Below are 13,190 nucleotides of genomic sequence, written 5' to 3'. Positions count from 1 at the left end.
GTAATTGATAAAGTCACGAAGACGTTGGTTTGCCTTCGCCCCTTATCTTTAAAGCTTTCCGGGTATACACCCGTCATTCCAATTCAATACAAACCATCCACGCATGAGAATTTTTGTAACCATCTTTATGATGTTTCTGTCTGTTGCATTGTTTGCACAGCAGCCCGCCGCTAAAAAAGGCAATTACGCTTTAGCTGCCCGTTTTTCACCGGAGAAAATCAATAAAATGCTGTTCAGCACTTCGGTTGATCCGCATTGGCTGAAACTGACCGATCGTTTCTGGTATGTGTACGAAACACGTGAAGGAAAGACCTGGTACATTGTTGATGCAACCAAAGGCAGCAAGCGTGCCATGTTCGATCATGCAAAGCTTGCAGCAGAGATCACCAAAATTGTAAAGGATCCTTTTGATGCACAGCATTTGCCCATTGAGAAACTGAAATTCACAAAAGATGAAAACAGTATTACGTTTGAAATCAAGAGTACCATTGATGAAGTAAAGAAAGATACTGCAACTGCCCGTACAGGTGGAAGAGCTGGTGCTGGAGCACGCCCTGGCGTACCTGCAGCAACAGAGAAAAAAATATTCTATTTTGAATACAACCTCAACACAGCAGTATTAACTGAATTAAAAGATTATCAGAAACCGAAAGACCGTTTGATGTGGGCTTCGTTCTCACCAGATAAAAAATATGTACTCTTCTCTAAAAAGCATAACCTGTACTATATGGATAGCGCCAACTATCGTAAAGCACAGATCAAAGAAGAAGACAGCACTATTGTTGAGTACCAGTTAACAACTGATGGTGTGGAAGATTATGGTTACGGTGGAGGTTTTGGTAATGAAACCAACGTCGATAAAGAAAAAAATAAGGATAAGCGTAAATCTGCATTTGTAATGTGGAGCCCCGATGGTAAACATTTTGTACTTACACGTACTGATAACCGTAAGGTAAAAGATCTCTGGGTGATCAATAACGTTGCAGAACCTCGCCCTACGCTTGAAACATACAAGTACCAGATGCCGGGTGAAAAAGAAGCACCCATCCGTGAGCTATATATTTTCAACTTCGAAAGTAAAACATCAAAGAAAATAAATGCGGCTGCATTCAAAGATCAGGAAATCGCTGTGTGGTCTGCTCCGTTAAAGCAAAGTCAGCGTGATGAAGAAAACCGTGCAACGATCTGGCATGGCACCAATGAGAAGTTTTATATGTCACGCACAAGTCGTGATCTGAAACGTATTGATGCATGCGTTGTAAACGTAAACAGTACTTCTGTTACGCCGCTCATTGAGGAGCGCATGAATACTTATGTTGAGAACCGCAGGCTTGGCTTGGTAAACGAGGGTAAGGAATTAATTGAATGGAGTGAACGTGATGGTTGGGCACATTTTTATTTGTATGATGAAAATGGTAAACTCAAAAACCAGATCACAAGTGGCGCTTTCCATTGCGAGGATATTGAAAGCATTGATGAAAAGAACCGTGTATTGTATTTCACTGCCAATGGTCGTGAACCAAATGAAGATCCTTATTACCTGCATCTCTACCGCATTAACTTCGATGGTACGGGTTTGAAATTACTTACTCGTTCAGGTTATGATAACAATGCGAGTATGGATGATAATATCCGCTATTTTGTAAATACCTATTCACGTGTGAATACGGTGCCTGTTTCGTTATTGCAGGATAATAACGGACGCACTATTATGGAACTGGAAAAAACAGATATGAGTGGCTTGCTTGAGGCAGGTTATAAATTCCCTGAACCATTTAAAGTAAAAGCAGCTGATGGCATTACTGATCTGTACGGTGTAATGTATAAGCCGTTTGATTTTGACAGTACAAAAACATATCCCATCATCGAGTATGTGTATCCAGGTCCGCAAACAGAAGCTGTAAACAAAGCGTTTGGTCGTGGTATGGATCGTGTTGACCGTTTGGCACAACTTGGTTTTGTGGTGATCACGGTTGGTAACAGAGGTGGTCATCCTTCACGCAGTAAATGGTATCACAACTATGGTTATGGTAACCTTCGTGATTATGGTTTGGCTGATAAGAAAGCAGCAATTGAACAATTGAGTTATCGTCATAAGTATATTGATGCAAACAAAGTGGGTATTCACGGACATAGTGGTGGTGGCTTTATGAGTACAGCAGCTATGCTGGTGTATCCTGATTTCTTTAAAGTAGCAGTGAGCAGTGCCGGAAATCATGAGAATAATATTTACAACCGCTGGTGGAGTGAAAAACATCATGGTGTAAAAGAACAGGTGAGTGATAAAGGCGACACAAGCTTTGTTTATTCCATTGAACGTAATCCTGAATTAGCAAAGAACCTGAAAGGACGTTTGATGTTGAGTCATGGTGATATTGATAATAATGTGCATCCTGCTAATACCATTCGTATGGCAAATGCATTGATCAAAGCCAATAAGCGATTTGAGCTTGTGGTGTTGCCTGGTCAACGTCATGGATATGGAACAATGACGGAATATTTCTTCTGGAAAATGTGCGATTATTTCTGTCGTTACCTCCTTGGCGATGATTCGCAGCCGGTGGATATGGAAGAGATGAACAGGGAAATTGAGCGTGGCGACCCGGGTAAATAAGAACCCAATTGTCATAAAATTGAAAGCCGGTCAATGCTAATTGACCGGCTTTTTTATGTTCTGTCAGTTTTTTCGTTAAAAACATTGTCTAAACATTCAACATTTAAAAATTCATATACTAGGGGTTTGTTTTTTTGGTAAATTAGTAAGCCGGGGCTGGTACTCCTTACCTGACTCTTACATTATGAAGATTCATCAACATGGAACGATTCGTACACACATGGTAGCTCTGTTTACCACTTTGTTTCTATGTTCAATTTCCAACGCACAAATTTGTCCCCCCAATATTGATTTTGAGAAAGGCGATTTTTCTAACTGGACTGCATACACAGGATCAGTATCTGCAGGAGGAGGTACCAATACTATTACATTATCACCCAATGGAGTTGGGTTTAATGGTCAACACGAAATATTCAGTCGCTCTTTAAATGCCGGCGATATTGATATGTTTGGTGGCTTCCCGGTTGTGTGTCCAAATGGAAGTGGTTATTCTGTTAAGTTAGGCAATACAATGGGTGGTGCGCAGGCAGAAGGTTTGTCTTACGAGTTCACGATTCCTGCGAACATGAACACTTATTCCATCACTTATCATTATGCAGTTGTATTTGAAGGACCAAACCATCGGTTAGAAGAACAACCACGTCTTGAAATTGAAGTGTTGAATGTATCAGATAATAAAGTGATCGAATGTTCTTCATTTGAATTCATTCCGTTTGGAAGTGGCTTACCCGGTTTTTTTGAGGCACCTGTAAGAGCCAATGAAAATACACCGGTGTGGGTAAAAGACTGGACAGCTGTAACCATCAACTTAAATGGTCAGGCTGGCAAAACCATTCGCTTATTTTTCAAAACTGCCGATTGCACGTTTGTACGCCATTTCGGTTATGCATACATTGATGTGAATACAGAATGTACAGGTGAGTTTACAGGAGCTACTTATTGTCCTAACGATACACTCGTGAATGTAGTAGCGCCATACGGTTTCCAGGATTATAGATGGTTCAATAGTAACTTCTCTCAAATGCTGGGAAGCAGCCAGCAGTTAGTTTTAAGACCTCCATACCCAACCGGTTCGTTGCTTGCTGTAGAAGTAACACCTTTCAACGGCTATGGCTGTAAGGATACGTTGTATGCAAGATTAGTTGATACCCTTACGTTGAAAGCGAATGCGGGGCGGGATACTGTTTATTGTGGCTCTGATCCTATTCTCATTGGCGAAAATCCGAAACCGGGTTTAAGTTACCGTTGGTCGCCTGCAACAGGATTATCCGATCCAAATATTGCCAACCCGTTTGCAACGCCGGCTACATCTACACAGTATATACTTACAGTCCTGAGTGGAGGAGGAGGATGTTTTAAACGGGATACTGTTTTTGTAACATCTACTTCTCCCGATACAACTTTACAGTTCTTAGGTTCAACGATGTTTTGCAGAACCTCGGCAACAGACAGCGCTGTATTGATCGTTTCGCCAGATGTAAATGTGCAGTGGTTCAGGGATGGCATTATTTTGTCTGGTGTAAATCAAAATCGATTGCGGTTAACGCAGTCAGGTAGATATTATGCTGTTGTAAAAAATGCTGATGGATGTGCTTTAAATACAAGAAGTGTTTCTGTTACCATTGAAGATCCGTTGCCGGGTCAAACATATCCAATACAGTATACATTCCAAAACACAGTGCTTCCATTGCAATCAAGACCTATTGGTATCGAGGTAGCTTGGGCACCTCCGCTTTACCTTACTGATGCCAATATTGCACAACCAATATTTGAACGTGATAACATTGGTGATCAGTTATACCAGATACGAATGGTTACAGCAGTAGGTTGCGTTACAGTAGACACACAACTGGTAAAAACAATTAAGGAAGTAACTGTTTTTGTGCCCAATGTATTTACACCTAACAACGATAATCTCAACGATCGTTTTTATCCTGTAACAGATGGAATTAAAAAGATTTACTCCTTTAAAGTATTTAACCGGTGGGGTCTGGAACTCTTTAACTGGCCGGTTGGTAGTCTTGGTTGGGATGGAACTTATAAAGGAGTGCACCAGGCTCCCGGCGCATACGTGTGGCAGTTCAGCGGTATAGGTATTGATGGAAAAATTTATAACCGCAAGGGTATGCTCACCATTATCCGTTGATAGTTTATTAAACAACCAATCTCTTTTTATTCTTATTGCTGATGCTTTAGTATGTTTGAAGCCTTATTCCATTCATAGATGCAATGGCTATTCGTGTGATATGGGAAAATAAAAAACAACAAAGCACACATGAAATACTTCTTATTTATTATGATCAGCATTTGTACCCATGCAAATGTATTTGCTCAGAACGATGTGGTTAAAACGTATTCCCTTGCAGACAGCTTAAGAGCAAGTGGGTTACTTGTGCAAATAAACACACAACAGATCAACACACGTAAAGAAGTAAAAGCGGGGGTGCAGAGTGGGGATGTGAAATTGTTTATTGAAGCTGACAAGAAAGAAAAAGAGATTGTATTCAGTTTTCCTGAAACAGCCACTATTGTTGCGAAAGGAATGAATGTGGAAGAAGACGGGAAAGATGAACTGGAATGGGAAGATGAATCAGTGGTTAAAGAAACTGTGCAACTCTATCTTGCAACCGCCAGCGACTCTGCTACAAATTTTATACTGTACTCCGGTTATGTTTATTATCCTGCACAAAATAAATGGAAGTTGATCGGCACTTGCAAATTAAAGGACAAATGGGGTGCTTTAAAATCAGCCTCAACTTTTACTGTAAACAGGAAAAAGCAACCTGCGGCTTTGAGTATTCCCCAGGCTTGGGTACAGCGTGGTAATGGATCGTTTATCGAATTATCTGCAACAGCTGCAAAGGCGCCAGTACTGGCGCCGTTCTCCAATATTGACAGCATACAGCAGGCAGCAAATGATGAACAGATCATTCAACAGGCCATCATGTCTGGCAAGACGGATGCAAAACAGAAGGATAACGATGTTTACTATACAATAATGAAAGAAGGCACAGGACGAAATGTACTGGTAACAGATACAGTGGTGGTTTATTACAAAGGTTATCTATTGGAAGATGGTTCTGTGTTTGATCAAACAAAAGAGAAGACTGCAACTTTCCCTTTGAGCAGGTTGATACGTGGCTGGCAGTTGGGTATTCCATTTTGCAAAGTGGGAGGAAAGATCAAAATAGTGATACCATCCGGACTTGCTTATTCTATCCGTACACGTGCGGCAAAAATTCCGCCGAACAGTCCGCTGGTATTTGAAGTTGAAGTGATTGATGTAAAGCCGCAGTTATAATTATGAAAGCAGCAACAGTACAGGAGATCAAACAGGAGTTGGTGAGTCTGCCACAGGCAAAAGTAACAGAGCTTTGTTTGCGGCTGGCACGTTTCAAAAAAGAGAATAAGGAGCTGCTTACTTATTTATTGTTTGAGGCAGATGATACGGCTCTATACATCAAGCATGTAAATGAAGAGGTAGATGAGTTGTTTGAAGAGATCAACAAGAGCAATGTGTATTTTGTAAAGAAGACTCTACGTAAGATCGCAAGAACAGCCGCCAAATACATTCGTTACAGCGGCAGTGAAACAGTAGAAGCAGAAGTATTGATTCATTTATGCACAAGAATCAAAGAGCTTGGAACCACCATTAACAGCAACACCATCATCAGCAATATTTACAAGGCACAGTTGAAAAAGATCAACAAAGCCATTGCATCGATGCATGAAGATCTGCAATACGATTATGTAAAAGCAGTGAAGAAACTTGAAGCTAGCTGATCAGATCTGTATTTCAAACTCCCACACTGTTCTGTACGTTCCATGTTCTTCAACATAGCTGAGGAATTTATTGTAGAAAGGATCAGCGCCAACTGTTGCACTGTCGCCGATCACAAAGAGTTGTTCTTTTGCTCTTGTCATAGCTACGTTCATCCTGCGGTAGTCTTTTAAAAAACCAATATCGCCATCTTCATTACTCCGCACAAGCGATACAACAATATTTTCTTTTTCCTGACCCTGGAAACTATCAATGGTGCTGATGCGTAAACCTGTTGGCAGTTGCTCTTTTGCTTTTGTTACCTGTCCTGAATAAGGCGATATGAAAGCTGTATGAATCGGATCAAGTTGCTCCTGCTCCAAAAGCTGACGTACAATATTTAGCTCGCCTTCGTTTTGTAAACTTACACCGTCCGGCCCATGGGTTTCGTTATAGCCTGAACCGGCAGTATCAATAAAAGTTAAATGTACACCTGTGTTTTGCAAATGCTCAGCCGTATGTAACAGATCTTTATAAAAATAACTGCTGCTGAAACCTGCTATGGCTTTACGCATCCGGTATTGAATATTCAATAAGGAAACTGTTGTTGTTTTTTCAATAGCTACTTCCAAGATCGAACGATTGAAGCCAAGCACTGCTGCTTCATTACTTAACACAGTAGGAGGTAATTGCCAATGATCACCGGCAAGTACGATCTTTTCAGCCATTGGGAAAATACACCAGGCCAATGGTTCAATGCATTGTCCTGCTTCATCAATCACAAGTGTATGAAACGATTGTTTCAAATCTGCATCATACAATCCAATGGGAGTTCCTGCAATCACCTGTGCCTCTGCAAACAATTTTTCTTCGTTGTAGTGCTGAAGTTTTTTTATTTCAGTACGGATGTTTTTTACTTCCTTAAATAACAAGCTTCGTTGTTCACGTTCCGACTTCCCAAAACTTCGTTTGTACTTCAACGCCATCTTCCTGAATTCTTCAGCACGTATTTTTAACTGCTTGATCTCTTTTAAGGCACTGCTGTTATTCAGTTTTCCTTCCGGTGTATGTTTGTAGATCAATTCATCTACTTTGCTTGTATTGCCCACACGTAACAGGTTAATGCCTTGTTGTAATAATCCTTTTGCCAAGTGATCAACAGCTGTATTGCTTGGTGCCGATACTAATACTTTCTCACCTTGTTGCACGAGCTGAACAATTGCTTCAATAAGCGTAGTTGTTTTACCCGTGCCGGGAGGGCCATGCACAATACAAAGCTGATCATTGGCTATGATGTTTACAATTGCCTGCTGCTGACTTTCATTCAGCTTTATATTCCTGAATTGAATGTTATTTGTTTGTGTCTGAACGATTGAAGTGGGTTGAGTAGAAGTAGTATGCAGTTGTTCAAATAATCCGTACGGTGGTTTATTATTTTCCAAGCCCTGCAATACTTTTTTCATGATACTTGTGGTGCGTGTATCAGGAGCGAGTTTAATGCCAACTCCATTGTCTTCGATCCAGTCGGGAAAGTCAGGTGCAAACAAACGGAACTCCCCATTCTTTCCATCAAGATTTAATAAAACTCCTTTCACCGGTTCTTCACCTGAAATAAAACATTCAATAGCAGCGCCATCTCTAAACATATTTGCTTCGGGTGGGAAACTTAATTTAAAGCTGATCTCAGGATAATCTGCATACCCAAATGTTCTGCGTGTAACAATGATTGGGTGCAGTGCTAACCCTTCTGCTTTGAGTTGTTTTAATGTATGCGATTGGTCAAGCTGGTAACGGTTTGCCTGTTCTTTTTCCTCAAGATCAATACACTTCAGTAATTTGTTTATGTGCGGATGCATTTTCTTTAATATTATTTATCCGCTGTCCATGTTTCAAAACCTTTGAACCAGGAACTGTTCCAGTATTGATAACGGGGGATGATGTTTGCTTTCAAACGTCGTATAAAATCAGTGTAATTTTTTTGTGCAGGCTGACTCCATAAACTTTCACTCACAGCAGTCATTCTTGGGAATACCATATAATCGACTTTTGTACTCCATTCCATATACTCGGTCCACACATTGGCTTGCCCGCCGAGAATCTTATGCGCCAATCCTTTTTGTTTGATGGATGCAGGAACAAGATCATAATTATATACCACCTGCAATGAATTGTAACCGTGAATAGCTAAACTGTCTTTCGGATCCTTGCTTTGAAAATGATCAAAGTAGTAAGGCTTACCGGGTGTCATGATCACGTTGAATCCTTTACCCGCAGCCTCAATTGCTTTGGCATCGTTGGCCCAGTTCATCACAATGGTTGATGTATCCAGTTTGCCTTCCATGATCTCGTGCCAGCCAATTACTTTTTTCTTTTTTTCTTTCAGGTATTTGCTCACCTGTTCAATGAAATATGTTTGCAACGCTACTTCATCTTTCAGTTTGTTGTCTTTGATGAATTGTTGTGTAGTTGCACTTTGCTTCCACCACATTTTACTGCACTCATCGCCACCAACATGAATGTAGGGCGATGGAAACAGATCAGCTATTTCATGAAACACGGTGCGTAAAAAAGTAAAGGTTGCAGGATTAGGTGCAAGCACATTGTTTACACGATTGTACATACCCCATGTAGCTGCAACGCCCCATTTGTTTGTAGGATCGGTACTGAATTCAGGATAGGCTGTAATGGTTGCACGACTATGACCCGGAATATCAATTTCCGGAATAATCGTAATGCCACGCACTGTTGCATATGCAATGATCTCCTTCACTTCGGCCCTGGTATAATAACCGCCATAACGTTTATGTTCATAACGGGCAGGTGTATCTTTAAAATGACCGATAAGTGTTGAATCTCTCCAGGAGCCAACGCTATTCAGTTTTGGATAAGAAAGTATTTCAATACGCCAACCCTGGTCGTCTGTTAAATGCCAATGAAACGTGTTGAACTTATGAAATGTCAGATAGTCAATATATTTTTTGATGTAGTCTAATGGAAACATATGTCGCACAACATCGAGATGCATTCCACGATAAGCAAAGCGTGGATAATCGGTAATGCGACCGGCAGGTAAACTTATTTTTTCTGTTTTTTGCAGTGGTAATAATTGAAACAATGTCTGCATGCCATTCATCACACCACGAATGGATCTTGCTTTAATGACAACCTGTTGCTGCTGAATTGTAAGCTCATACATTTCTTCTTTTGTAATGACTGATGCATCATACTGCAAAACAATTGCTGCTTTACTTTTTTCAACTTTGGATATCTGCAAATTTGTTTGCAACCCACATTGTTGCAGCAATTGCTGTAGCAGGTAATTTGCCTGCTCTTTAAATCTTGCATCAAACTCAATAACAGATCCTGTTTGAAGTACAACAACATTGCTGGTAAACAGTTCTGTTTTTACAGGCTTGGGAATAATATTATTCAGCTGCTGAGCATTAGTTACAGAAAATAATAAAAGAAAAACTACGGTAGAAAAAAGTCCTTGCATGCTGTAAAGATAGGAACTCACAGAAAAGCGTGGTATTGCGATCAGGTTCACCCTTAAAGTTTTATGATTTTAACAATTCGCTCATCATAATTTTTTAAGTAGTTTAAGGGCTTCTTTTATTTTTACCGAAACAGCTATACATGAAATGCATATTATTTTTAGCAGCCATCTTTAGCGCTGCTCTTATTTCTGCACAGAAAACTCCCCAGGTCTTTGAGCCCGGTATTATTTCTACAGGTGGCGAATTCGGTTTGACCATCTCGCCCGATTCAAAAACTGCTTTTTGGGTAAGGTCGAACGGTGGTAGGGATACCTTGATCATTCTGCAATCAGAAAAACGTAATGGTAAATGGCAGAAACCGGTGCCCGCCGTTTTTTCTACAAGAAATGCTGAATGGAAAGATATTGATCCGATATTCAGTCCTGATGGAAAGACAGTGTTGTTTCAATCGAACAGACCTGTGCTAGGTCAACCGAAACGGAAAGGCTTTGACATCTGGCAATCAACCAAAACAAAAAACGGATGGAGTGAAGCAAAACATCTCGGCAATGTGATCAATACCGATTCCTCTGAATCATTTGCTTCTGTGACTAATAGTGGAACCATTTATTTTATGAAAGCGAATGAAGATGGTAAGGGTAGTTCAGATATTTATTTTTCAAGGAAAGTAAATGGAGAATATCAAACAGCACAAAATATCGGTTTGCCCATCAACACAACCGAGCGTGAATCGAATCCTTACATATCAGCAAAGGAAGATTATATTATTTATTTTTCAACCGATCCGAAAGGATATGGCGATGTTGATCTTTACATCAGTTTCAAAAATAATGGCAAATGGACGTCGCCTAAAAACCTTGGCTTACCAATTAATTCTGTTGATGCAGAGTTTTGTCCTTTTGTTCATGAGAAAGAGAAACGTATTTACTTCGCACGGCAGAAAAAAATTGCGGGAACCAATCGTTTTATAGAAGAGTCATATTGGTTGCCATTTGATGTAAGCAAGTATCGCTGATACTGATTTGCCGTTAACTCAACAACAACAGCCTGTAACTAAGTTGCAGGCTGTTTTCTTTTTCAGCAACAGATAGTTTTACATCCGATACCAAAACGAAGAAGATGCACCGTTTCACTTCGTATAAACCTAAACTTAAAACTATTTACAATGAAAGCTATTTATGGATCACTTATCAGCCTATTAATTGTTGTTCAAAACTATGCACACGACAATCAACCCGATACCTCCGGAAGAGGAACTAAAAAAGGAAATGTTGAATACGGTTGGAAAGTTGAAGCAGGTGAATCATTTTCAACGATGTCAATATCCGATCTTTCGCCACGTACAACTCTAAGCCCTAAGTTATCATTTCTTGGAGGCATCACATTTATAGCTGATGATTTTCGTGTTGGCCGGTTGGTAATTGGGGCACAATATAAAGAGGCAGGTGTAAATGTCACAACAAAGGGTGTTGAAGACGGGCTTCTCCTGTTACGTTATCTGAACATTCCTGTGCAGTATCATTTTTATATAGGTCGCTCGAAACGATTATTTACCGGAGGCGGAGGATACATTGCAGCTTTGTTGTCGCACAGGACTGAACAGATGAGTTTGAATTTTGAAAAGTATAAAAATTATGATGCAGGTGCAATGCTGACAGCTGGTTATCGCATAACTCCACGAATAATATTGGAAGGCGGAGTGCAAAGAGGCTTTGTAAATGTTGATGCGTCAGAAGCACGCCGTTCTTCAAGAAACGGAATGGCTTTTCTGTTGCTGAGTTTTACAATGGGTTCTTCCACATCAGGTCATATGAAACAAGCAACGCTTACCTGTCGGAAATCAGGTGGTGACGGTAAGGATTATTGATAAAAATATTCTTGCAGGTTTCTGGTTAATAGAGGGCAGGATTTATTCCTGCCTTTGTTGTTTTTAAGCATCAGTTCCCAATTCGCAAACAGCCCTGAGATTGTCGTTATTACACCTTTTATTCTTTGCAGAATGGTTCTATGTTTGTTGTGCTCATTAACAACAAAAACTACATCATCATGCAAAAGATCACTCCGTTTTTATGGTTCGATGGCAATGCCGAAGAAGCCATGAATTTTTATTTATCTGTGTTTAAGAATTCAAAGAAAATTTCAACGATGCCTGGTCCTGGCGGAACAGTCATGGGCGTTTCGTTTGAACTCGATGGTTTGGAGTTTAAAGGACTGAACGCCGGCCCGATGTTTAAATTCAATGAGGCTATTTCGTTTTTTGTAAATGCTGATACGCAGGAAGAAATTGATTATTATTGGAATAGCTTAACAGCTGACGGTGGGCAGGAAAGCATGTGTGGCTGGTTAAAGGATAAATTTGGTGTAAGCTGGCAGATCGTTCCTCCGGTACTTGGAGAATTGCTCAGTCATCCTGATCGTGAAAAAGCAGGTCGGGCCATGCAGGCCATGATGCAGATGAAGAAGATCATTATTGCCGATCTGCAGAATGCATAATCATCAAGCAAAAGATATATGACAAAGAAGACTGCTGTTGCGAAAGCATCTCCGTTAAACGAAGAGAAGCTTACTGCGAAACTGTTTATTGAACGGTTGGAAGCAATGCAGTCGGATGTAGAGTTGAAAAAGATACAGCGTTATTTTAAAAGTGCTGAAGGCGATTATGGGCATGGTGATCAGTTTATGGGTGTGAAAATGGGGGATCTCTTTAAATTGGCCATTTCATTTGCGGGGTTACTTGTTACTGAAATTGAAAAGTTGCTTGATAGTCCTGTCCACGAGGTAAGGGCTGGTGCTATCAGCATCATGGATAAAGAATCACGCAGCAAAAAGATAACACCCGAGCGATTGAAATCTTTCTTTGAACTATATATCCGCAAACATGATCGTGTGAATAATTGGGATCTTGTAGATCTTGGATGTTTGTACATGACGGGAAGTTATCTGTTTGACAAACCGAGAAAGATCCTTTACAAACTGGTACGTTCAAAAAATATGTGGGAACGACGCTCAGCTATTTTAAGCACCTGTTATTTCATCAGGCAAAACGACCTGGACGACACCTATAAACTTGCAGAAGCATTACTGAAAGATAAAGAAGACCTGGTGCAGAAAGCAGCAGGATGGATGTTGCGTTTTGCAGGTGATAAGGACAAGAAACGATTATTCAGTTTTCTTGATAAACATGCGGCGGTTATGCCACGTGTGATGCTGCGCAATTCAATTGAGAAGATGAGTAAAAAAGAAAAAACACATTACATGGCGCTGAAGTAAAATTCAATTGATCGTATTTTTAAATAATGTAGATTTATTGCAATAAAAC

The 13,190-nt window shown here is 40.2% G+C and carries 10 protein-coding genes; 8 read left to right on the top strand and 2 right to left on the bottom strand.

Annotated features, from left to right (window positions below):
- Positions 1 to 103 precede the first annotated feature (103 nt).
- The 4 genes from H4075_RS13660 to H4075_RS13645 all read left to right on the top strand — a co-directional run bounded on the left by H4075_RS13660 (position 104) and on the right by H4075_RS13645 (position 6,397).
- Positions 104 to 2,614: a S9 family peptidase gene (locus tag H4075_RS13660; RefSeq protein WP_182801392.1), complete on the top strand. Its 2,511-nt coding sequence runs from the start codon at positions 104 to 106 to the stop codon at positions 2,612 to 2,614.
- Positions 2,615 to 2,798: 184 nt separating this feature from the next.
- Positions 2,799 to 4,760, top strand: a complete 1,962-nt coding sequence (locus tag H4075_RS13655; protein WP_182801391.1) for a T9SS type B sorting domain-containing protein — start codon at positions 2,799 to 2,801, stop codon at positions 4,758 to 4,760.
- 129 nt (positions 4,761 to 4,889) lie between these two features.
- Positions 4,890 to 5,915 carry an FKBP-type peptidyl-prolyl cis-trans isomerase gene (locus H4075_RS13650; RefSeq protein WP_182801390.1) on the top strand — a complete coding sequence of 342 codons (1,026 nt, stop codon included), beginning with the start codon at positions 4,890 to 4,892 and terminating at the stop codon, positions 5,913 to 5,915.
- Positions 5,916 to 5,917: 2 nt separating this feature from the next.
- Complete coding sequence (locus H4075_RS13645; RefSeq protein ID WP_182801389.1) at positions 5,918 to 6,397, top strand: hypothetical protein; 480 nt, start codon at positions 5,918 to 5,920, stop codon at positions 6,395 to 6,397.
- Here the strand turns inward: H4075_RS13645 and H4075_RS13640 are convergent, their stop codons facing one another.
- Positions 6,398 to 8,230: an AAA domain-containing protein gene (locus H4075_RS13640; protein ID WP_182801388.1), complete on the bottom strand. Its 1,833-nt coding sequence runs from the start codon at positions 8,228 to 8,230 to the stop codon at positions 6,398 to 6,400. It lies immediately after the preceding gene.
- Positions 8,231 to 8,241: 11 nt separating this feature from the next.
- Positions 8,242 to 9,870 (bottom strand): beta-N-acetylhexosaminidase, encoded by a 1,629-nt coding sequence (locus tag H4075_RS13635; RefSeq protein ID WP_182801387.1) that lies wholly within the window; start codon positions 9,868 to 9,870, stop codon positions 8,242 to 8,244.
- A gap of 140 nt (positions 9,871 to 10,010) precedes the next feature.
- Between H4075_RS13635 and H4075_RS13630 the strand changes: the two genes are divergently transcribed.
- The 4 genes from H4075_RS13630 (at position 10,011) to H4075_RS13615 (ending at position 13,141) form a co-directional block, all read left to right on the top strand.
- Positions 10,011 to 10,886: a TolB-like translocation protein gene (locus H4075_RS13630; RefSeq protein WP_182801386.1), complete on the top strand. Its 876-nt coding sequence runs from the start codon at positions 10,011 to 10,013 to the stop codon at positions 10,884 to 10,886.
- A gap of 150 nt (positions 10,887 to 11,036) precedes the next feature.
- Positions 11,037 to 11,738, top strand: a complete 702-nt coding sequence (locus H4075_RS13625; RefSeq protein WP_182801385.1) for an outer membrane beta-barrel protein — start codon at positions 11,037 to 11,039, stop codon at positions 11,736 to 11,738.
- 179 nt (positions 11,739 to 11,917) lie between these two features.
- Positions 11,918 to 12,364: a VOC family protein gene (locus tag H4075_RS13620; protein WP_182801384.1), complete on the top strand. Its 447-nt coding sequence runs from the start codon at positions 11,918 to 11,920 to the stop codon at positions 12,362 to 12,364.
- A gap of 18 nt (positions 12,365 to 12,382) precedes the next feature.
- On the top strand, positions 12,383 to 13,141 hold the full coding sequence (locus H4075_RS13615) for a DNA alkylation repair protein (protein WP_182801383.1): 759 nt from the start codon (positions 12,383 to 12,385) through the stop codon (positions 13,139 to 13,141).
- Positions 13,142 to 13,190: the final 49 nt, after the last annotated feature.

Origin of the sequence: Lacibacter sediminis (assembly GCF_014168535.1) — a bacterium.
GTDB classification, from domain to species: Bacteria; Bacteroidota; Bacteroidia; order Chitinophagales; family Chitinophagaceae; genus Lacibacter; species Lacibacter sediminis.
Note: the sequence above shows the minus strand (reverse complement) of the source record. Positions and strands in the feature narration are given on the sequence as shown.